We start from the raw sequence: 21,268 nt of genomic DNA, 5'->3' as shown, positions 1-21,268 counted from the left end.
GAAATTCGGGATCGATTTGTTGAAAGAAAACGGCGCTCTATGCTTGCCTGGTCGATTTGTAGACGTTGACGCCGAGTTCGCGAATCTTCTTGCGCAGCGTGTTGCGATTGAGCCCGAGGAGCTCCGCAGCCTTGATCTGGTTGCCGCGGGTTGCCGTCATCGAAGCAAGCACCAGCGGATATTCGACCTCGGAAAGGATACGCTGATAGAGGCCGGCGGGCGGCAAGTCGCCGGCGAACGAAGCAAAATAGCGCTGCAGGAAATGTTCCACCGCCTGGCCGATGGACAGGTCGTCGGGAATGAGGTTGCCGCCGCCGGGAACGACCGGCCTCTCGCCGGTCTTCAGTTCCGCCTCGATGACTTCGGCAGAAATCTCGTCCTGCGAATAGAGCGCGGCAAGTCTGCGGACAAGATTTTCGAGCTCGCGCACGTTGCCCGGCCACGGATAGCGCTTCATCAGCTCGATGCCGCCCGTGGAAATGCGCTTGGTCTGCAGGCCTTCGCTGGCGCCAAGCTTGAAGAAGTGCCGGACGAGATCCGGAACGTCCTCGGACCGCTCGCGCAGCGCCGGCAGCCTTAGCGGCACGACATTCAGGCGATAGAACAGATCCTCGCGGAAAAGCCCTTGATTGATCAGCGTGCGCAGATCCTTGTTGGTGGCGGCGACGATGCGCACGTCGGTCTTGATCGGCGTGCGGCCGCCGACGGTGGTGTATTCGCCCTGCTGCAGGACACGCAGCAGGCGGGTCTGCGCCTCCATCGGCATGTCGCCGATCTCGTCAAGGAAGAGCGTGCCGCCTTCGGCCTGCTCGAAACGGCCGGTGGAGCGGTTCTGCGCGCCGGTGAAGGCGCCCTTCTCGTGCCCGAACAGTTCCGATTCGATCAGGTCGCGCGGGATCGCAGCCATGTTGATCGCGACGAAGGGGCCGCCGCGGCGGCGGCCATACTCGTGCAGCGCGCGCGCGACCAGTTCCTTGCCGGTGCCCGATTCGCCTGAAATCATCACCGTCAGGTCGGTCTGCATCATGCGCGCCAGCATGCGGTAGATATCCTGCATGGCGGCCGAGCGGCCAACTAGCGGCATGGTTTCCGGCGGCTCGTCCGCCCGCGCATCGATCTTCGGCCGTCGGGGCTCGGAAAGCGCCCGGTTGACGATGTTGAGAAGCTCGGTCAGGTCGAACGGTTTCGGCAGATATTCGTAGGCGCCGGTTTCGGAGGCGCGAATCGCGGTCATGAACGTGTTCTGGGCGCTCATGACGATGACGGGCAGTTCCGGTCGCGCCTTCTTGATGCGCGGCAGCATGTCAAAGGCGTTTTCGTCGGGCATAACCACGTCGGTGATGACGAGATCGCCCTCGCCCGCCGCCACCCAGCGCCACAGCGTCGAGGCGTTGGACGTCACGCGCACCTCATGGCCGACGCGCGAAAGCGCCTGATTGAGGACGGTGCGGATGGCCGCATCGTCGTCGGCGACGAGAATATTGCCGCGAACCGTCATTTGCGGTCTCCTTCGCCATCGTCGTCAGTGCCGAACGGCGTTTCCTTCCAGGCTGGCATCAGGATGCGGAAGGTGGTTGCGCGCGGCGTCGAATCGCATTCGATGATGCCGCCATGCTCGCCGACGATTTTTGCGACCAGCGCCAGACCAAGCCCCGACCCGTTCGGCTTGGTGGTGATGAAGGGGTCGAACAGGATCGGCAGGATATCTTCGGAGACGCCAGAACCGTTGTCGCGCACGCAAAATTCCAGCGGCAGCGACACGCGGCCCTGCGATCCTGGAACGGAAACACGGATGCCCGGCCGGAACGCGGTCGACAGGGTGATCTCGCCTTGCGGATCGCCGCCAATGGCCTCGGCCGCATTCTTGACCAGGTTGAGGAACACCTGGATGAGCTGGTCGCGGTTGGCGAAAACCGGAGGCAATGATGGATCATAATCCTCCAATATCTTGATCCGCTTGGCAAAACCGTTCTTGGCAATCGCTTTCACATGGTCGAGCACGACATGGATGTTGACCGGATAGCGATCGACGGGCCGCTCGTCGGAAAACACCTCCATGCGATCGACCAGCGAGACGATGCGGTCGGTCTCGTCGGTGATCAGCCGGGTCAGCGCGCGATCCTCGTCGGAAGCCGACAATTCGAGCAGTTGGGCGGCGCCCCGGATGCCGGATAGCGGGTTCTTGATCTCGTGGGCAAGCATCGCGGCAAGGCCGGTCACCGAGCGTGCCGCACCGCGGTGCGTCATCTGCCGGTCGATCTTGTCGGCCATCGACCGTTCCTGGAACATCACCACGACGGAGCCCGGGAATTCCGACACCGGCGCGACATAGAGATCCACGACCTTCTCGATGCCGAGGCGCGGCGACGACACGTCGACCCGGTATTCGTTGACGGGTGCCCGGCGCTCGCGCACCTGGTCGACAAGCGTCAGCAACGGGCTGCCGAAGGGAATGAGCTTGGATAATGTGTTGCGGGCGAGCATGGTCGCGCTCGAGCGGAAGAAATCCTCGGCATCGGCGTTGGCGAAGGTGATGAATCCTTCCGCATCGAGCATGATCACCGGGCGGCGGATGGTGTTGAGCACGATGTGTGCGGCGTCCGCCATGTCCATGTTCTGTGCAACGGTGGCATTCATGCTGCGCTCCGCAGGTTCATCGCCTCGGCAGCGCTTGAAAACACCTCGCGCAACGCCGCAATGACGCGGACGGGCTCGAAGCAGGTAAGGATGGCCCTTCGCTGCTCATCAACGACGCCAGCGGCGTGGCGGTCGAGATACCAGCCAAGATGCTTGCGCGCCTGGCGCACGCCGCTTTCGATGCCGTAGAGCGACAGCATGTCCTGATAGTGGGCAACGACGTAGTCGGCCAGCGCTTGCGGGCTTTCCGGCACACCGGGCGTCATCTCTTTTGCCGCGGCTGCCGCGATGCTGCCTGCCGTCCAGGGCGCGCCGTAATGGGCGCGGCCGATCATCACCGCGTCGGCGCCCGACTGGTCGAGGATCATTGCTGCCTCCGCCGGCGAGCCGACATCGCCATTGGCAACGACCGGGATCGAAACGGCCTGCTTTATGCGTGCGATGGCGCGCCAGTTGGCCTTGCCCTGGTAGAACTCGCAGCGCGTGCGGCCATGCACCGTCACCATCTGAACCCCCGCCTGCTCGGCGCGGCGCGCCAGAACAGGCGCATTGAGCGCGCTTTCGTCCCAGCCGAGCCGCATCTTGACCGTGACCGGCACCTCGACGGCGCCGACCACCGCCTCGATCAGCGACAAAGCGTGATCGAGATCGCGCATCAGCGCCGAACCGGCATAGCCGCCCGTCACCTTCTTGGCTGGGCAGCCCATGTTGATGTCGATGATGTCGGCGCCCTCGCCCGCGGCTATACGGGCGCCCTCTGCCATATGCACCGCCTCACGGCCGGCAAGCTGGACCATGTGCACCGGCAGCCCGGAATGGCGGATGCGCAGGCCGCAACCGGCTCTGCCCCTGGCAAGTTCGCCGCTCGCCACCATCTCCGACACCACCAACCCGGCGCCATGCGCATAGGCACGCTGCCGGAACGGCTCATCTGTTATGCCCGACATGGGCGCGAGAAAAGCGCGATTGCGGATTCTCACACGACCCACATCCAGCGGAGATGCCAATTTGGTCAGGTCAAGCATGCACAAAAACCAAGCATTTTTAATAGCTGCACATTCACTAGCCAGAATGGCGGCAATGTGCAACGCGCAATGACGTCGCATTAAGGCGCATTTGGGAAAATGCTGGCACTAGCCAAAGTGCGGTGCGTGTTGGGGAGGCTATTGGCACTTTGCATCTGCGCATGATCTCTTCCGAAAAGCGATTCCACTTTTTGGGATGATGCGCTAAGCGTCTCGGCATGACAGACGCAAGCGAAAAGCAGGCTTTGGCTGCGGACGACAAGGTTGCCGTCGTTATCGTCGCCGCCGGCCGCGGCGCGCGCGCCGGTCAGGCCGACGGGCCGAAGCAATACCAAAGGATCGGCGGCCGTGCCGTCATCGCGCGCACATTGGACGTGTTTTTGGCGCATCCGGGAATCGGTCCTGTCGTCGTCGCCATTCATGCCGACGACAGCGGACTTTTTCGCAGCGCCGCCGGCGCCAACGCCGATCGGGTGGTCACGGTGACCGGTGGCGCGTCCAGGCAGGACTCCGTCCGGCTCGGATTGCTGGCGCTGAGAGGCCATGCGCCGCGCCGGGTTCTGGTCCATGATGCCGTCCGCCCGTTCGTCGACGCGGAATTGATAGACCGCACGATCGCCGCCATCGGCGAGCGCCAGGCAGCGCTGCCTGCCCTGCCCGTCGCCGATACGCTGAAACGCGAATCGGCCGCCGGCATGATCGGCGAGACGGTTTCCAGGAACGGGCTTCATGCCGCCCAGACGCCGCAGGGCTTCCCGTTCTGGCCGATCCTGGCCGCCCATGAAAAGGCCCATCATCTGGGCAAGGCGGACTTCACCGACGATGCCGCGATTGCCGAATGGGCGAATATTCCGGTGAAAATCGTCCCGGGCTCGCCGGACAATGTCAAACTCACCTGGGCAAGGGATATCTCGATGGCGGATCAGCGGCTTTCCGGCGAACGGCCGCGTTTTCCGGACATCCGCACCGGCAATGGCTACGACGTCCATGCCTTCGAGCCCGGCGACCATGTCGTCCTGTGCGGCGTCTCGATCCCGCACGACAAGAAACTGTCCGGCCATTCGGATGCCGATGTCGGCCTGCACGCCTTGACCGACGCGCTGCTCGCCACTTGCGGTGCGGGCGACATCGGCACGCATTTCCCGCCATCGGACCCGCAGTGGAAAGGCGTGGCCTCGCGGATCTTCGTCGAGCATGCGGCAGGATTGGTGCGCGCGCGCGGCGGGCGTATCGCCAACGCCGACATCACGCTGATCTGCGAGGCGCCGCGCGTCGGCCCGCATCGCGAAGCAATGACCGAAATCCTTTCGGCAATGCTGGCGATTTCCCGGGACCGCATCTCGATCAAGGCGACGACCAACGAAAAGCTCGGCTTTGTCGGACGCGAGGAAGGCATAGCCGCCATCGCCACCGCCAGCGTCGTGTTTCCAGGTGATGTCCCCGAATGAGCAACAGCGATCTCGCAGATGCCCTGCTTCAAGCCTGCCAACAGCGCGGCATCATGCTGGCGACGGCCGAGAGCTGCACCGGCGGCTTGATCATCGCCGCCTTGACCGACATCGCCGGCTCATCGACGGTGGTCGACCGGGGTTTCATCACCTATTCCAACGAGGCCAAGACGGAAATGCTCGGCGTTTCCGCCGCCACGCTCAAGGCGCACGGCGCGGTCTCACGGGAAACGGCGGTCGAGATGGCAGCCGGCGCCTTGGCCCATTCGCGCGCCGGGCTGACCCTTGCCGTCACCGGCATTGCCGGTCCGGGCGGCGGCTCGACGGAAAAGCCCGTCGGCCTGGTCTGGTTCGGTATCGCCTTGACCGGCCGGCCGGTCGTCAGCGAATGCCAGTTGTTTGACGACAAAGGCCGCAAGTTCATCCGCCGGGAGACCGTCAGACACGCGCTTGAACTGGGCTTGCGCGCGCTCGCCGCCGATCAGGCTGCCGGCGCTGCGCCATAGATGACGTCGGCGCGCTTCTCGAACGCCTCGGAAAACATGCGGAAGGCGCGATCGAACATCGCTCCCATCACCGCACCCAGAATACGACTCTTGAATTCGTAGTCGATGAAGAAGCAGACATTGCAGCCGCCGTCGGCCGGCTCGAAACGCCAGGCATTGCTCAGATATTTGAACGGACCGTCGATGTATTTGACGTCGATGGCCTTCTCGTCAGGCTTTAGCAGCACCTGCGTGGTGAAAGTCTCGCGGATCGCCTTGTAGCCAATGCTCATGTCGGCGACGAGGAGGGTGCGTCCGTCGCGTTCCTTGCGCGAGCGAACCGTCAGCGCCTCGCAAAGCGGCAGGAATTGCGGATAGGATTCGACATCGGCGACCAGAGCGAACATCTGTTCCGGCGTATGCGCAACGCGGCGATGGGCTTCGAATTGTGGCATGAAACCAGTGTGTTAGGCGGACTTCTTGAGAAACGCTTCCCGTGCCGCGCGCAGCTTGGCGAAATCGTCGCCGGCGTGATGCGACGAACGCGTCAACGGGCTCGATGCCACCAGCAGGAAGCCCTTGGTCTTGCCGATCGTCTCAAAAGACTTGAATTCCTCCGGCGTGACGAAACGGATCACCGGATGGTGCTTTTTCGATGGCTGCAGATACTGACCGATGGTCATGAAGTCGACATTGGCCGAACGCAGATCGTCCATCAATTGCAGGATCTCGTTCCGCTCCTCGCCAAGGCCAACCATGATGCCGGATTTGGTGAAGATCGAGGGATCGAGTTCCTTGACCCGCTGCAGCAGCCTGATCGAATGGAAATAGCGGGCGCCCGGCCGGACCGTCAGATAGTTCGACGGAACGGTCTCCAGATTGTGGTTGAACACATCTGGCTTGGCCGCCACCACGATCTCCAGCGCGCCGTCCTTGCGCAGGAAGTCGGGCGTCAGGATTTCGATCGTCGTCGAAGGCGTTGCCGCCCTGATGGCGCCGATGACCTCGGCAAAGTGCTGAGCGCCGCCATCGGCGAGATCGTCGCGGTCGACTGAGGTGATGACGACATGGGTTAGACACATTTGCTTGACGGCGTGGGCGATGCGCGCCGGTTCATCGGGATCGAGCGCGGTCGGAATGCCGGTGGCGACGTTGCAGAAGGCGCAGGCGCGCGTGCAGATCTCGCCCATGATCATGAAGGTGGCGTGCTTCTTCTCCCAGCACTCACCGATATTGGGACACCCGGCCTCTTCGCACACCGTCACCAGCCTGTGCGACTTCACGATGTCGCGCGTCTCGGCATAGCCTTTCGACATCGGCGCCTTGACGCGGATCCAGTCGGGCTTGCGCAGCACATCCTGGTCAGGCTTGTGCGCCTTTTCAGGATGCCGCAGGCGCGGCGCATTGGCGATCGTGTCGAGGACGGTGACCATCAGAAATCCAGTTCATTCGCGATCGCCTTCCGGCGTTCGCTTCACAAGTCATCTAGGACTTTTCGCGGCAAAGAAAAAGGCCGCGGCGACGCATGCCGCCACAGCCGTTTTCGCATGGCAAGAGTTCAACAACTAACGGCGCACCATGCGCCCTGCCAAGATCAGCAGGCAGGCGCCAACGAAACCGGTGATCAGATAGGCGATCCAGCCGGTGCCGAAGGCGCCGATGTTGAGCGCCTGCAGGATGGCATTCAGCACGATCGCGCCGACGATGCCCAGAACGATGTTCATCAAGATGCCCATGTTGCTTTTCATGAACATCTCGGCAAGCCAGCCTGCCAGTCCGCCGATGATGATGGCTGCGATCCAGCCCACGCCATTCACGTCCATATGCCCTCTCCTCTGGTGATAAATGCATGCGGAAACGAATTACCTTACGGTTGAGTTCCTTGGCTCTCACCTTTTGAGTCTCACGCGGTCAATTTATCACGCGTTCAGCGCGCGGCCATAAGCGTCGAGCACGCTTTCCTTCATCATCTCCGACAGCGTCGGGTGCGGGAAGATCGTGTGCATCAGTTCTTCCTCGGTGGTCTCCAGGTTCATCGCCACGACAAAGCCCTGGATCAGCTCGGTCACTTCGGCACCGACCATATGCGCGCCGAGCAACTGCCCGGTCTTCCTGTCGAAGATGGTTTTTACGAAACCCTGGTCCTCGCCGAGCGCGATGGCCTTGCCGTTGGCGGCGAACTGGAAGCGGCCAACGCGGATGTCCTTGCCTTCGGCCTTGGCTTTCGCTTCGGTCAACCCGACGGAAGCAACCTGCGGGTTGCAATAGGTGCAGCCCGGAATTTTCAGTTTGTCAGTGGCGTGCACGCCGGGGACGTTGGCGATCTTCTCCACGCAGACCACGCCTTCATGCTCGGCCTTGTGGGCGAGCATAGGCGGGCCGGCAACGTCGCCGATGGCATAGATGCCGGGCACATTGGTGTTGCCGTAGCCGTCGACGACGACGCAGCCGCGCTCGGTCTTCACGCCGAGCGCCTCGAGGCCGAGATTCTCGATATTGCCCTGCACGCCGACGGCCGAGATCATCCGGTCGGCGGTGATCTTCTCGACCTTGCCGTCCTTCATCTCGACATGCGCGGTTACCGAGTTCGCAGCTTTTTCGACCTTGGTGACCTTGGCATAGAGGATGATCTTCATGCCTTGCTTCTCGAACTGCTTTTGCGCGAATTTCGAGACCTCTGCGTCCTCGACCGGCATCACCGCCGGCAGCAACTCTACCACCGTCACCTCCGCGCCCATGGTGCGGTAGAATGAGGCGAATTCGATGCCGATTGCGCCCGAACCCATCACCAGCAGCGATTTCGGCATCTCCTTCGGCACCATCGCTTCGAAATAGGTCCAGATCAGCTTGCCGTCGGGCTCGATGCCGGGCAACGCCCGCGGCCTGGCCCCGGTCGCCAGGATGATGTGCTTGGCAGTGTATGTGCCCTCGCCCTTGACGCCCTTGGGCGCCGGCGGCTGTGGCTCCATCGGCTTCTTCGACGATTTCGACACGACAATCTCGCCCGGCCTGTCGCCGGAAGCCGCCTTGGACAGCTTGGCTTCGCCCCAGATGACATCGACCTTGTTCTTCTTCATCAGGAAGGCGACGCCGCCGTTCAGCCGCAGCGAGACCTTTCGCGAGCGGTCGACCACGGCAGCGGTATCGACGCTGACCTTGCCGTCGATCTTCAAGCCGTAGTCCTTCAAATGATCCGAATAGTGCATGATCTCGGCCGAACGCAGCAGCGCCTTGGTCGGGATGCAACCCCAGTTGAGGCAGATGCCGCCGAGATGCTCGCGCTCGACGATCGCTGTCTTGAACCCGAGTTGGGCGGAACGCACCGCCGTGACATAGCCGCCGGGACCGGAGCCGATGATGATGACGTCGTAGTTCTCAGCCACGGATTTCTCCCATGATTCTCTAGAGTTCCAGCATGACGCGCACGATTGGCGCCAATGCCTGCCCGATTTTGCGCGTGTTCTCTGCGTCGAGATGGACGCCGTCGAGTGGCGTGGTCTCGGCCACCGAGCCGGCATCGAAGAAGCCGCAGCCGACCTCGTCGGCAAGGACGGAATATTGTGGCGCCAGCCGCTTCGACGCTTCATCGCCGCCGGCGAACATTTCCTTGAATTCGGCGTTTTCCGTGCGGCTGACGGCGGGCGGCGCGACGATCAGGATTTGCGGCGACGGCCAATCGAACGGGTAGTCGTGACCGCGCACGATGTCGATCAGGCGCTGCATGCCTTGCCTGGCGGCGACCGGATTGCCGTGAATCCACGGCTTCATGTCGTTGGCGCCGAGCATGATGATGACCAGGTCGATCGGCGCATGCGTCATCAAGATCGTCGGCAGCACTCTTGCGCCGTTACGGTCGGCGCCGGCCAAATGGTCGTCGAAAGCCGTTGTGCGGCCGTTCAAGCCTTCGGCGATGACCTCGACGCTGGCTCCCAACGTCGCCTGCAGCACACTCGGCCAGCGGTCGTTGAGCGGGTGGCGATCCAGACTTGCCGCATCATAGCCCCAGGTCAGCGAATCGCCGTAGCAAAGGACTGTTTTCATGCGTTTGCCCCACTCCGGTCGAAATCTGCCTGCGCGCCCCTCACCCGCCAACCCACGAACAGCCAATGCACGACGATCGTTGCAACGCTGGAAAGGCTGAAGGCAAAAAGGCTGGTGAAGAGTTTTTCCGCACCGCCTTGTTTCCCTTCTAGACCAGCATGCCCATCGGGTTTTCGATCATGCGCTTGAAGGCGCCGAGCAGTTCGGCGCCGAGCGCGCCGTCGACGGCGCGGTGATCGGTCGACAGAGTGACTGACATGATTGTAGCGATGTTGATCTCACTGTTCTTGACCACCGCGCGCGCCTCGCCGGCGCCGACCGCCAGGATCGTCGCATGCGGCGGGTTGATGACGGCGGCAAAGTCCTTGATGCCGAACATGCCGAGATTGGACACCGCAGTGGTGCCGCCCTGGTATTCTTCCGGCTTCAGCTTGCGGCTGCGCGCGCGGCTGGCAAGATCCTTCATCTCGTTGGAGATGACCGACAGCGTCTTTTCGTCGGCACGCCGGATGATCGGCGTGATCAGCCCGCCGGGGATCGACACGGCGACACCGACGTCGGCATGCTTGTGCTTGACCATGGCGCTCTCGGTCCATGACGCATTGGCATCCGGCACCGCCATCAGCGCCATTGCCATCGCTTTGATGACCATGTCGTTGACCGACAGCTTGTAGGCCGGCGCCTCACCCTTGTCGGTCTTCTTCACCGGGGCGGCCGCATTGAGCTGCGTGCGCAGGGCCAGGAGCGCATCAAGCTCGCAGTCGAGCGTCAGGTAGAAATGCGGGATGGTGGTCGTGGCCTCGACCAGCCGGCGCGCAATGGTCTTGCGCATGTTGTCATGCGGGACAAGCTCGTAAGAGCCGTCGGCAAACAGTTTCAGCACCTGGTCGTCCGACATTGGCTTGGCTGCGGCCGCCGGAGCCGGAGCGCCGGCAGGTGCGGCTTTCGCGGCGGGTGCCGCCTTGGCGCCGCCGCTGGAAATCGCTGCGTCGACATCGGCCTTGACCACGCGGCCATGCGGGCCGGAGCCGGTCACCGCGGAGACATCGACACCGGCTTCCCGGGCGATGCGACGGGCCAGCGGCGAGGCGAAGGTGCGACCGTCCGACTGGCTGATCTCCCCCCTTGTGGGGGAGATGGCCGGCAGGCCAGAGGGGGGCGCTTCGTTCCTCGCCGCTGGCGGGACAGCGCCCCCCTCTGTCGACTTCGTCGACATCTCCCCCACGGGTGGGGAGATTGGCGCCTTATCCTGTTTTGCCTCGGCTTTTGCCGGAGCGGCAGCGCCGTCACCGCTCTTGGCGGCAGCCGCCGCATCTTCACCTTCGGCGGCGAGCACGGCGATCAGCGCGTTGACCTTGACGCCTTCGGTGCCGGCTGGAACCACCAGCTTGGCCACCGTGCCCTCATCGACAGCTTCGACTTCCATCGTCGCCTTGTCGGTCTCGATCTCGGCGATCACATCGCCCGGCGAAACCTTGTCGCCCTCCTTGACCAGCCACTTGGCAAGATTGCCCTCTTCCATCGTGGGCGACAGGGCCGGCATGGTGATGTTGATCGGCATTTTTCCTCCTCAGTTCCGCCCGGTTAGTGAACGGTGCTGGATATTGAACTGCTCCGACATTCTGCCTCGATAGCCTTCTTCCAATGCCTGAAGCGTCTCGATTTCAGGGATGTCATCTTGTTCCAGTCTCATCCTGGCTATGTGCATGCCGACATCAGCGAGCACCATGCCCCAGTTGTGAGCATTTGGTCCAAAGAGGTCTTGCATCGTGACGACCGCGTCCGAACCAATCCAGACGCGGAGTATTTCATCGAATTCGCTGTTCTCGACGACCACCGCGGGAACTTCTAGTTCGCGCGACATCTCGTTAACCCCGGTACGTCACGGCTTTCACCGCCTCGATGACTTCCGCGACATTGGGCAATGCCAGCTTTTCGAGGTTTGCCGCGTAGGGCATCGGCACGTCCTTGCCGGCAATGGTGATGACCGGCGCGTCGAGGAAATCGAAGGCGCGCTGCGACACCTGGCTGGCGATGTGGTCGCCGACCGAGCTCTGCGGGAATCCTTCCTCCACCACCACGAGACGATTGGTCTTCTTGACCGAGGCGATGATGGTGTCGAAATCGAGAGGGCGGATGGTCCTGAGGTCGATGATCTCGGCATCGATGCCCATGCCACGCAATTCGGCCTCTGCCTTCACCGTGTAGCTCATGCCGATGCCGAAAGAGACGATGGTGACATCCTTGCCCGACTTGTGGATGCGCGCCTTGCCGATCGGCAGCACGAAATCGTCGATCTTCGGCACATCGAAGGACTGGCCGTAGAGGATTTCGTTCTCGAGGAAGATGACCGGGTTCGGGTCGCGGATCGCGGCCTTCAGCAATCCCTTGGCGTCGGCGGCGGTGTAGGGCATCACCACTTTGAGGCCGGGAATGTGGCTGTACCAGGCGGCATAGCACTGCGAATGCTGGGCGGCGACGCGGGCGGCCGCGCCGTTTGGCCCGCGGAAGACGATGGGCGCGCCCATCTGGCCGCCGGACATGTAGAGCGTCTTGGCGGCGGAGTTGATGATATGGTCGATCGCCTGCATGGCGAAGTTGAAGGTCATGAACTCGACGATCGGCCTCAGGCCGGCCATCGCCGCGCCAACACCGACGCCGGCAAAACCGTGCTCGGTGATCGGTGTGTCGACGACGCGACGCGCCCCGAATTCCTGCAGCAGCCCTTGCGTGATCTTGTAAGCGCCCTGGTACTCGGCGACCTCCTCGCCCATCACGAAGACGTCTGCGTCACGGCGCATTTCCTCGGCCATCGCGTCACGCAGCGCTTCGCGCACCGTGGTCGAGACCATCTCCGTGCCGGCCGGGATGTCGGGATCGGCGGCGATTTCGGTTCTCGGCGCCGCGGCGACAGGTGCTGCGCCCTCGCTTTTGGCCGCAGCAGGCGCTGGCGCTGCAGTTTCCGCCTTGGCAGGTTCCTCGCCGATGCCTTCGCCTGCCTTGTCGACGTCTTCACCATCAACGGCGAGCACGGCGATCAGCGTGTTGACCTTGACACCTTCGGTGCCGGCAGGAACCACGATCTTGGCTAGCGTGCCTTCGTCGACGGCCTCGACTTCCATCGTCGCCTTATCGGTTTCGATCTCGGCGATGACATCACCAGCGACAACCTTATCGCCCTCTTTCTTCAACCATTTGGAAACATTGCCCTCTTCCATAGTCGGCGAGAGAGCGGGCATGAGAATTTCGATCGGCATGGCCTTGCCCTCTCGTTATAGTACGATATCGGTCCAGAGCTCGGACGGATCCGGCTCTGCGTCGTTCTGGGCAAATTCGGCGGCGTCGGCGACAATGTCGCGGACCTCCTTGTCGACGGCTTTGAGCTCGTCCTCATCAGCCCACTTCTTGTCGAGCAGGCGCGCCTTGACCTGCTCGATCGGGTCGCGCTCGGAGCGCATCTTCTGCACTTCTTCCTTGGAGCGGTATTTTGCCGGATCGGACATCGAGTGGCCGCGGTAGCGATAGGTCTGCATTTCGAGAATCAGCGGCCCCTTGCCGTCACGGCACCATTCGGTGGCGAGATCGCCGGCTGCCTTGACTGCACGGACGTCCATGCCATCGACCTGGATGCCGGGGATCTTGAAGGAGGCGCCGCGGTGCGAAAAATCCGTCTCGGCCGACGAACGCGTTACCGAGGTGCCCATGGCATAGCGGTTGTTCTCGATGATGAAAATCACCGGCAGCTTCCACAGCGAGGCCATGTTGAAGCTTTCATATACCTGGCCCTGATTGGCGGCGCCGTCGCCGAAATAGGTCAGTGTCACATTGTTGTTGCCACGATAGCGATTGGCGAAGGCGAGGCCGGTGCCGAGCGAAACCTGCGCGCCGACAATGCCGTGGCCGCCGTAAAAATGCTTCTCCTTGGAGAACATGTGCATGGAGCCGCCCTTGCCCCTGGACAGGCCGCCGCGGCGCCCGGTCAATTCGGCCATGACGCCGCGCGGCGACAGTTCCATCGCCAGCATGTGACCATGGTCGCGATAGGCGGTGATCATCTGGTCGCCGTCGATCAGCGCCATCTTCATGCCGGTGACAACTGCTTCCTGGCCGATATAGAGGTGGCAGAAGCCGCCGATGAAGCCCATGCCGTAGAGCTGGCCGGCCTTTTCCTCGAAGCGGCGAATGAGCAGCATGCGCCGGTAGGCGTCAAGCTCCTCATCCTTGGTGAAGTCGAGAGGTTTGGGGGCTGAAAGCCCTGCCGATCTGCCGTCGGATTTGGGTTTGGTTTTGGCAGGCGCTTTTCTGGCGGCGGTGGCCATGCATCACTCCCTGTTGGCGTCTCTTGCGGACACTGAGGGAGATCAGTTCTCCCCACCGATTTGGCAAAGGCTAACACGCAAGAAAGCGTTTCGCCATGCCGAAAAATGCATGGCTGACATGCGTCTAAGCGATTAAAATCGTTGAAAATATCGGCGATTAACTTGAATTTGGTTATCTTGCCGTGGCCGGTAGCATGATGGTGATTTCGTCGGCGTGGGACACATTGAGCGCCTTGCGCGCCTGCTCGTCGAGCATGTCCTTCTCCAGCGTGCCCTGATGCATGAGCTGAACACGCCGCTGCAGATCGAGCCGGCGCGCCTTGACGGCATCGAGCTTACCTTGCAGGTCGACTGCTTCGGCTTGCAACCGGTATTTGGAATAGATGCCGAATTCGCCGTGGTAGGCATGAAAGCCGAAATAGGCGAGGAACGCCACGCAGAGCGAGGGGATGATCAGCCGACCGGTATTTCTCTGCTTGTGCTGACGTGTCCACATGACCCAAATCCCTTAGAGCACCGCGCGCGCCTGGACGCGCAAAGGGCGCTCTAACCACTCTGCGACCTAGCCCTTTCTCGCCCGATTGTGCTTAATGGACGGTTACGGACGACCGGATCTGGCGGTGTTGAAACAAAAAAGGCGAGAATGCCCCGCCCTTTCGTTTTCGGATTTTCTGGGTTTTAGGATTTTCTGCGGCTCAGCCCTTCACGATCGACTTGCCGGCGTAGAGCGCCTGCTTGCCGAGCTCTTCCTCGATGCGGATGAGCTGATTGTACTTGGCCATGCGATCCGACCGCGACAGCGAACCCGTCTTGATCTGCCCGCAATTGGTGGCGACGGCGAGATCGGCGATGGTCGAATCTTCGGTTTCGCCCGAGCGGTGCGACATGACCGCGGTGTAGCCGGCCTTGTGCGCGGTCTCGACGGCATCGAGCGTTTCGGTCAGTGAGCCGATCTGGTTGACCTTGACCAGGATAGAATTGGCGACGCCCATGCGGATACCGTCGCGCAGCCGGGCCGTATTGGTGACGAACAGATCGTCGCCGACCAGCTGGGTCTTGTTGCCGATGAGGTCGGTCAGCGTTTTCCAGCCGTCCCAGTCGTCTTCGGCCAGCCCATCCTCGATGGTGATGATCGGATAGTCCGCGGCGAGCCTGGCCAGATACTTGGCCTGGGTCTTCGGATCGCGGGTCTTTTTCTCGCCTTCATAGACGTAGTTGCCGTCCTTGAAGAATTCGGTCGCGGCGCAGTCGAGGCCGAGCGCAACCTCTTCGCCCGGCTTGAAGCCGGCCTTCTCGATCGATTCCATGATGAAATCGAGCGCTGCGGGCGCGCTTTTCAAGTTAGGAGCGAAGCCACCCTCGTCGCCGACATTGGTGTTGTGGCCGGCGTCCTTCAGCCGCTTCCTCAGCGTATGGAAAATTTCCGAACCCCAGCGCACGCCGTCACGCAGTGTCGGCGCACCAATCGGCAGGATCATGAATTCCTGGAAATCGATCGGGTTGTCGGCATGGGCGCCACCGTTGATGATGTTCATCATCGGCACCGGAAGCACATGCGCCTTGGTGCCACCGACATAGCGGTAGAGCGGCAGGCCAGCCGCCTCCGCCGCAGCCTTGGCCACCGCCAGCGACACGCCAAGGATCGCATTGGCGCCGAGGCGGCTCTTGTTGGGTGTGCCGTCGAGCTCGATCATGGTCTGGTCGATGTGGATCTGGTTCTCGGCTTCCATCCCGCCGATAGCTTCGAACAGCTCGCCATTGACGGCCTCTACCGCCCGCAGGACGCCCTTGCCGAGGTAGCGGGCGCCGCCGTCGCGCAGCTCGACCGCCTCATGCGCGCCGGTCGAGGCGCCGGAAGGCACCGCAGCGCGGCCCATCGAGCCGTCTTCGAGCACGACGTCGACCTCGACGGTCGGGTTTCCGCGGCTGTCCAGGATTTCGCGCCCGACAATGTCGATGATGGCAGTCATTGCGATGTCCCCGATTGATCTGACGAAGCGTCGCGCACGTCTTAGCCAAAGTGCCGCAAAACGCAATCGGGGCGTCCGCAAATAGTGCCGCCACTTCCGCCACATCGAATCACGAAGCACAAATTGCTGTCATCATAAGTCATGTCGGTCATAGGCCTTGGCGGCATGCGGCTTTCTGGTTTATGCTCACAGCTGCGCGGGGCGAAACAGGAGGAGTTTCGCCATGTCTCAGTTGAGCGGTATTGTGAGTTTGTTCCTGATCGCGGCGGCGTTTTTGACGTCGTGTGACACTCAGCAGCCTCAACAGGGCGCGGTAGAGTTGTCGACCATTGCAGCGGAGTAGATATCCTGCAAAAAAGGCCCCCGGTTCAACCGGGGGCCTTTTGATTCCGGCAGAGCAAGATCAATGCCAATAAGGCTCTACCCTGTAGTAACTGTATGAAGCATCACGCGCGGCCTCGCCGTCGGCGCCCGTCAATTCGTTGATCGAATAGGCGGGAGCTGCCTTCAGTTGCTCCTTGGTGAACGGCACGACATAGCCGCCCTTGTTCTCGTCATAGTCGAGGCTCGCCCACGGAATGGCGTGGTATTTCTCGCCGATGCCGAGAAATCCGCCAAAGCCGATCACGGCAAACATGATTCCATTCGACAATTTGTCGAGCATGACATCCTCGATGTCGCCGATGTGCGTGCCTTCCGTGTTGTAGACGGAAGTGCCGATCACCCGCGAGGCAGCGATGGCTTCAGTGTGTCCTGTCTGGGTTGTCATGATGTGCTCCTTTTGTCGTTCACTTCAGCTTCGACAATGAGGAGAGGGCTGCGAAGGTTCCAGACTTTTATGGACGCGGTCATACGTGCAGGGCTGATCACTCAGCGAGGATGAAGGTGACCTTCATGTTGACGCGGTAGGCGGAGATCGTGCCGTTCTCGACGACGACCTTCTGGTCCTGGATCCAGGCGCCTTCGACGTTTTTCAATGTCTTTGCCGCGCGGGCAATCCCCTGTTCGATGGCGTCCTGAAAGCTCTTATTCGACGATGATGTGATTTCGGTGACGCGGGCGACGGACATGGCTTCGTCCTCCAAGGCACTCGGTTGCCTGGGCAGCGTACAACCGGCGCCTGTTGATCACAAGTTTCGGGTCGGACTTAGGGCTGGGCCGCTGAACTTGCTCAGCCCTTGGCGACGCGATCGAATGCCATCAGCCTTTCAAGCAGCGCCCGAAGGTCCTTCAGCGGCACCATGTTGGGACCGTCGGAGGGGGCGTTGTCGGGATCCTGATGCGTCTCGATGAAGACGCCGGCGACACCGACCGCAACCGCGGCGCGCGCCAGCGTCTCGACGAAGCGCCGATCGCCGCCTGACGAGCCGCCCTGCCCGCCCGGCTGCTGCACCGAATGCGTGGCGTCGAAAATCACCGGCGCGCCGATCTCGGCCATGATCGGCAGGGCGCGCATATCGGACACCAGCGTGTTGTAGCCGAAGGACGCGCCGCGCTCGGTGACCAGCACATTGGCGTTGCCGGAACCGGTGACCTTGGCGACGACGTTCTTCATGTCCCACGGCGCGAGGAACTGGCCCTTCTTCACATTGACGACCTTGCCGGTTCTTGCCGCCGCGATCAGCAGATCGGTCTGGCGGCTGAGGAAAGCCGGAATCTGCAGGATATCGACATGCGGCGCCACGAGCGCGCACTGTTCCTCGGTGTGGATATCGGTCAGGATCGGCAGCGAAAACGCCTTGCGCAAATCGTCGAAGACGGGCAGCGCCGCATCGAGCCCGGCGCCGCGCGTGCCGCCAAGCGAGGTGCGGTTGGCCTTGTCGTAACTGGTCTTGTAGACGAGGCCCAGCCCGAGCTTCTCGGTCAGTTCCTTCAGCGCGCCAGCCATGTCGAAGGCGTGCTGGCGCGATTCAAGCTGGCACGGGCCGGCAATCAGCGACAGCGGCGCGCTGTTGCCGAAGACGACATTGCCGACGGTTACGGACGAATTGGGCTTGCTCATGCTTTCTCCTGGAAAACGAAGGCCGCACCCTGCCCGGATACCGGCCACACGACAATATCATCGCCGCGTAAGTCATGTTCTACGGAACTTGCTGCAAGCAGCTTGGCGACCGTGTCGGCGGAACCAACTGAAAAGACGATCGCCGCGAAGCGGAGTTCCGATGGCGCGCCGGCAGGTATGCCGAAGCGCGATTCGAAAGCGACGGGGTCAAGGAGGGTCAAGGTCGCGTTCGGCAGCTCAAACGCAGTGCTGCTCCCCGGCACGGTCGCCGGACTGTGCGTCGCGATCGAAATCAATCGGCGCTGTTCGGATGGCTCGGTGCTGACCGCCACGACCTCGACAATGCCGTTTGCGCCATTGGCGTGGACCTGCAACGCGCTGCGGTCCACTTTCGGCGCATTGATCCGCTCGCAGGCAAACAGGAATGCGTCCGTCGCCCCGGTGCCGGAGGCGAAGGCCAGTTTGAACGATGCCGTGTCGCTGTTTCCCGCCGCGTCGGTGAAGGTGCGCGAAAAGCTCAGCATGTCTCCAGCCGACAGGCCGGCTTCGACATAGCGTGCGTGGTCGGCATCCGCACTTTGGGTGCCCAGGACAAGGGCGGAAAATCCCTCATTGCCGCAGCTGTCGCGATAGGCGCGATCGCGCGCGACGAAGGCGTTACCGTCGGCGATCGCTTTCGCCGCCGCTTGCGCATTGCCCACTGCCAGCAACTCGAGATAGGTGCCGTCCTCAAGGAAGACGCAGCAGTTTTCCGTGCCGAAAGGATGGATGCCGGTCGGCGCCCCGACAAAGCCAAGCGAAGCCAGCCGCGCCCGTGCCACGTCGAGGCTCGCGGTCGGCAGGACAAGATGGTCAAGCGGACAGGGGCCGGGCGGATAAGCGCCGGGCGAATGAGGGCGTGCTGGCATCGTCTCGATCATGCCGGCGCGGTGTGCATCATTCCGGAAGTTGGTTCAAGAGCCCTCGCCTGACGCGCAGGGATTTCATATAGCGGCAGCGGTCGTCGCGATGGCTGTTCTTGGCCACGCTGCCTTGGCGACGCGCGAAAGCGGCAGGGCGCTGATCCGACCGAACCAACGGCCGCAGATGGGTGCGCTCCTGCTTCGGTCAGTTTCCCTTCAAGTCGCAGCCACGATGTCCGCCGAATAGCGCAATTCACGCAGCGGTTTGACCTGGCTGGTCGTCTCGGCATAGAGCGGATGCGCCTTGTACGCGGCCAGAGCGGCGTCATCCTCGAACTCGGCATAAACGACCACGTCGATCTCGTCCGAAAGCGGGTCGACCTTGCTGTTGAGCGTCACCTCGAACAGACGGGAATGGGGGATGTTGCCCAGCGCCAGCAAGCCCGTGCGTACGGCCTCGACGTCCTCTTTGTGCCGTGCGCTGAAGAAAACGATATGCCGGATCAACCCCAGCCCCCTCGATCGATGTGCAGCCATGTTTTGTGTGGGCAACACGATTGCGTCAACCGGCAACGATGTCGCGGCAACAACGCGTTGGGTCGAAGGCGAGGAAACCTACATCATGCTGGTGATGTAGCGCACGATGCGGTTAATCTCCCTGACCGTGGTGTCGAGATAGCTGCCCTGATTGTAGAGCCCGTCCCAGATCAGGAAGAACGTGACGGCGCAGATGACGATGACATAACGCATGGCTAAAACTACTGCATCCGGGTGGCTGCAACCATAGTGATTCCGGCGTTGATCAGCGCCCTCCCCCAAAATCTTTCCATGATCCGTGCTCGCTTGCCTTGGCTCTTGAAGTTCCCCTTGATGACGTGAAAGATTGCGCGGGAATTCATCGGGAAGCGGCGTTCGCGCCCTGCCGATGAACTGCGAGAGAGTTGGAAACCGGCGATTTTGCGCCGGCGCCGCAGAAGTCCCGGGGGCGTGACATGGCTCACAAGGAAGACACCAGCGTTGCGTCGGGCGACGCGGTCAAGTTGGACGAATTCAATTTCGCCGAGACCGTCAAAGGCCTGCCGGCCAAGGCGCGCATGGTGCTGTCGGCGGCGATGAACCTGCCGCGTGGCTCGCTCAAGGTGAGGATGCCGGACGGCCGCGCCGTCCTCGTCGGCGGCAAGGGCCCGGGTCCGGACGCCGAACTGGTGCTCAAGAACTGGCGCTTGCCCGGCCGCGCCTTCACCGGCGGCACCATCGGCATCGCCGAATCCTACATCGACGGCGATTGGGACAGTCCCGATGTGACCAGTTTCCTGGAACTGTTCGTCGTCAATTCAGAAATCGGAGAGCGCATCGCCGGCGGCGCCAGCTGGTTGATCAACGCCGTCCAGCGTGTCCGCCACTGGTTCAACCAAAACACTCGCACCGGCTCGAAGCGCAACATTTCGGCGCATTACGATCTCGGCAACGCCTTTTACAAGGAATGGCTGGATCCGAGCATGACCTATTCGTCGGCGCTCTATGCGGCTGGCGCCAACGATCTGGAAAGCGCGCAAGCCGCCAAATATCGCGCGCTGGCCAAGGACACGGGCATCGGCGCGAACGACCACGTGCTTGAAATCGGTTGCGGCTGGGGCGGCTTTGCCGAATTCGCGGCGCGCGAGATCGGCTGCCGCGTCACCGGGCTGACGATCAGCCGCGAGCAGCATGATTTCGCCAGAGCACGCGTCCAGAAGGCTGGATTTGCCGACAAGATCGACATCAAGCTGCAGGACTACCGCGACGAAACCGGTTCCTACGACCGCATCGCCTCGATCGAGATGTTCGAGGCGGTCGGCGAAAAGTACTGGCCCGTGTTTTTCGGCAAGATGAGGGATTGCCTGCGACCTGGCGGCACCGCCGGCCTGCAGATCATCACCATCAACGAGAAAGCCTACGACACCTATCGCGGCCGGCCGGATTTCATCCAGCGTTACGTCTTCCCGGGCGGCATGCTGCCGACGCCGTCGATCCTGAAAACGCTCGGTAAAGACCATGGCCTTGCTCATCTGCGCGAGCGCATTTTCCCGGACGACTATGCCCGCACGCTCGCCGAATGGCGCCACCGTTTTTGTGGGTCATGGGAAAAGATCGTCCCGCTCGGTTTCGACGACCGCTTCAAGAAGCTCTGGGAGTTTTACCTGCATTATTGCGAAGCCGGCTTCCGCGCCAGCTACATCGATGTCCGCCAGGTGGTTTACAGGACTTAGGGTGGCGACGACTAATTTCCGCATGGGATCAATTGGTTCTCCGTCGAACATCAAGTCGATGATGCGGTTCGAGCTGGCTGCTGTTCAATGGCGTGCCAGCCTTCAACAGCGTGCCAAGTCCTGACCGAAGCAGAGCTTCGCGCCTGAATCCGGTCGAGTCCATACGGGAACAGATGACGTGCGGATGCAT

Annotated in this window: 23 protein-coding genes; 3 read left to right on the top strand and 20 right to left on the bottom strand. The window is 62.0% G+C overall.

All coding sequences use genetic code 11. The features are described 5' to 3' along the window. Nucleotides 1–37: 37 nt before the first annotated feature. Genes ntrC through dusB form a run of 3 tightly spaced genes read right to left on the bottom strand, consistent with a single transcriptional unit; the run spans nt 38 to nt 3,662 of the window. The gene (gene ntrC, locus AC0L2R_RS02830) at nt 38–1,498 is read right to left on the bottom strand and encodes a nitrogen regulation protein NR(I) (protein ID WP_023799224.1); all 1,461 of its coding nucleotides are present in this window, start codon (nt 1,496–1,498) and stop codon (nt 38–40) included. Then, complete coding sequence (locus AC0L2R_RS02825) at nt 1,495–2,637, bottom strand: two-component system sensor histidine kinase NtrB (RefSeq protein WP_287056874.1); 1,143 nt, start codon at nt 2,635–2,637, stop codon at nt 1,495–1,497. The genes ntrC and AC0L2R_RS02825 overlap by 4 nt, the downstream gene beginning before the upstream one ends. Next, the gene (gene dusB / locus AC0L2R_RS02820; protein ID WP_473507648.1) at nt 2,634–3,662 is read right to left on the bottom strand and encodes a tRNA dihydrouridine synthase DusB; all 1,029 of its coding nucleotides are present in this window, start codon (nt 3,660–3,662) and stop codon (nt 2,634–2,636) included. Before dusB ends, AC0L2R_RS02825 begins: the two co-directional genes overlap by 4 nt. Nucleotides 3,663–3,880: 218 nt before the next feature. Between dusB and AC0L2R_RS02815 the strand changes: the two genes are divergently transcribed. Both AC0L2R_RS02815 and AC0L2R_RS02810 read left to right on the top strand, forming a co-directional pair. Beyond that, nucleotides 3,881–5,110, top strand: a complete 1,230-nt coding sequence (locus tag AC0L2R_RS02815; RefSeq protein ID WP_473507647.1) for a bifunctional 2-C-methyl-D-erythritol 4-phosphate cytidylyltransferase/2-C-methyl-D-erythritol 2,4-cyclodiphosphate synthase — start codon at nt 3,881–3,883, stop codon at nt 5,108–5,110. Further along, nucleotides 5,107–5,616, top strand: a complete 510-nt coding sequence (locus AC0L2R_RS02810; RefSeq protein ID WP_473507646.1) for a CinA family protein — start codon at nt 5,107–5,109, stop codon at nt 5,614–5,616. Before AC0L2R_RS02815 ends, AC0L2R_RS02810 begins: the two co-directional genes overlap by 4 nt. Here the strand turns inward: AC0L2R_RS02810 and AC0L2R_RS02805 are convergent. From AC0L2R_RS02805 to AC0L2R_RS02725, 17 genes are all read right to left on the bottom strand, one after another. Further along, complete coding sequence (locus AC0L2R_RS02805; RefSeq protein ID WP_023799229.1) at nt 5,592–6,050, bottom strand: type II toxin-antitoxin system RatA family toxin; 459 nt, start codon at nt 6,048–6,050, stop codon at nt 5,592–5,594. The two genes, AC0L2R_RS02810 and AC0L2R_RS02805, sit on opposite strands and share 25 nt — an antisense overlap. A 12-nt stretch (nt 6,051–6,062) precedes the next feature. Then, nucleotides 6,063–7,028 (bottom strand): lipoyl synthase, encoded by a 966-nt coding sequence (gene lipA / locus AC0L2R_RS02800; RefSeq protein ID WP_473507645.1) that lies wholly within the window; start codon nt 7,026–7,028, stop codon nt 6,063–6,065. 132 nt (nt 7,029–7,160) lie between these two features. Then, nucleotides 7,161–7,418, bottom strand: a complete 258-nt coding sequence (locus AC0L2R_RS02795) for a GlsB/YeaQ/YmgE family stress response membrane protein (protein WP_023799232.1) — start codon at nt 7,416–7,418, stop codon at nt 7,161–7,163. 96 nt (nt 7,419–7,514) lie between these two features. Then, nucleotides 7,515–8,978, bottom strand: a complete 1,464-nt coding sequence (gene lpdA / locus AC0L2R_RS02790; RefSeq protein WP_473507644.1) for a dihydrolipoyl dehydrogenase — start codon at nt 8,976–8,978, stop codon at nt 7,515–7,517. A 19-nt stretch (nt 8,979–8,997) separates the two neighbouring features. Then, complete coding sequence (locus AC0L2R_RS02785; protein WP_473507643.1) at nt 8,998–9,636, bottom strand: SGNH/GDSL hydrolase family protein; 639 nt, start codon at nt 9,634–9,636, stop codon at nt 8,998–9,000. A gap of 148 nt (nt 9,637–9,784) precedes the next feature. Next, nucleotides 9,785–11,197, bottom strand: coding sequence for a pyruvate dehydrogenase complex dihydrolipoamide acetyltransferase (locus AC0L2R_RS02780; protein WP_473507642.1), 1,413 nt, complete (start codon nt 11,195–11,197; stop codon nt 9,785–9,787). A gap of 9 nt (nt 11,198–11,206) precedes the next feature. Then, entirely contained in the window at nt 11,207–11,500 is a 294-nt protein-coding gene (locus tag AC0L2R_RS02775; protein ID WP_473507641.1) for a DUF5076 domain-containing protein, read from the bottom strand. 4 nt (nt 11,501–11,504) lie between these two features. Beyond that, complete coding sequence (locus tag AC0L2R_RS02770; RefSeq protein WP_128169073.1) at nt 11,505–12,893, bottom strand: pyruvate dehydrogenase complex E1 component subunit beta; 1,389 nt, start codon at nt 12,891–12,893, stop codon at nt 11,505–11,507. A 15-nt stretch (nt 12,894–12,908) separates the two neighbouring features. Continuing rightward, nucleotides 12,909–13,955: a pyruvate dehydrogenase (acetyl-transferring) E1 component subunit alpha gene (gene pdhA, locus AC0L2R_RS02765; protein ID WP_473507640.1), complete on the bottom strand. Its 1,047-nt coding sequence runs from the start codon at nt 13,953–13,955 to the stop codon at nt 12,909–12,911. Between the two features lie 172 nt (nt 13,956–14,127). Beyond that, nucleotides 14,128–14,451, bottom strand: coding sequence for an FtsB family cell division protein (locus AC0L2R_RS02760; protein WP_023799238.1), 324 nt, complete (start codon nt 14,449–14,451; stop codon nt 14,128–14,130). Between the two features lie 199 nt (nt 14,452–14,650). Further along, on the bottom strand, nt 14,651–15,925 hold the full coding sequence (eno, locus tag AC0L2R_RS02755) for a phosphopyruvate hydratase (protein ID WP_473507639.1): 1,275 nt from the start codon (nt 15,923–15,925) through the stop codon (nt 14,651–14,653). Between the two features lie 403 nt (nt 15,926–16,328). Continuing rightward, the gene (locus AC0L2R_RS02750; RefSeq protein ID WP_023799241.1) at nt 16,329–16,694 is read right to left on the bottom strand and encodes a PRC-barrel domain-containing protein; all 366 of its coding nucleotides are present in this window, start codon (nt 16,692–16,694) and stop codon (nt 16,329–16,331) included. Between the two features lie 97 nt (nt 16,695–16,791). Continuing rightward, nucleotides 16,792–16,995, bottom strand: a complete 204-nt coding sequence (locus AC0L2R_RS02745; RefSeq protein ID WP_023799242.1) for a dodecin family protein — start codon at nt 16,993–16,995, stop codon at nt 16,792–16,794. 101 nt (nt 16,996–17,096) lie between these two features. Next, on the bottom strand, nt 17,097–17,927 hold the full coding sequence (gene kdsA / locus AC0L2R_RS02740; protein ID WP_023799243.1) for a 3-deoxy-8-phosphooctulonate synthase: 831 nt from the start codon (nt 17,925–17,927) through the stop codon (nt 17,097–17,099). Next, a complete protein-coding gene (locus AC0L2R_RS02735; protein ID WP_473507638.1) occupies nt 17,924–18,835 on the bottom strand; it encodes a VOC family protein in 912 nt (303 codons plus the stop codon). The genes kdsA and AC0L2R_RS02735 overlap by 4 nt, the downstream gene beginning before the upstream one ends. Nucleotides 18,836–19,045: 210 nt before the next feature. Beyond that, nucleotides 19,046–19,336: a Dabb family protein gene (locus tag AC0L2R_RS02730; RefSeq protein ID WP_027154007.1), complete on the bottom strand. Its 291-nt coding sequence runs from the start codon at nt 19,334–19,336 to the stop codon at nt 19,046–19,048. A gap of 108 nt (nt 19,337–19,444) precedes the next feature. Beyond that, on the bottom strand, nt 19,445–19,579 hold the full coding sequence (locus AC0L2R_RS02725) for a hypothetical protein (RefSeq protein ID WP_023799246.1): 135 nt from the start codon (nt 19,577–19,579) through the stop codon (nt 19,445–19,447). A 242-nt stretch (nt 19,580–19,821) separates the two neighbouring features. On the opposite strand from AC0L2R_RS02725, the gene AC0L2R_RS02720 reads away from it, so the two are divergent. Further along, nucleotides 19,822–21,078, top strand: coding sequence for a class I SAM-dependent methyltransferase (locus AC0L2R_RS02720; protein WP_473507637.1), 1,257 nt, complete (start codon nt 19,822–19,824; stop codon nt 21,076–21,078). Nucleotides 21,079–21,268 lie beyond the last annotated feature (190 nt).

Source organism: Mesorhizobium sp. WSM4820 (genome assembly GCF_055811075.1).
The sequence above is the reverse complement of the archived record's forward strand: the minus strand, read 5'-3'. Positions and strand labels throughout refer to the sequence as shown.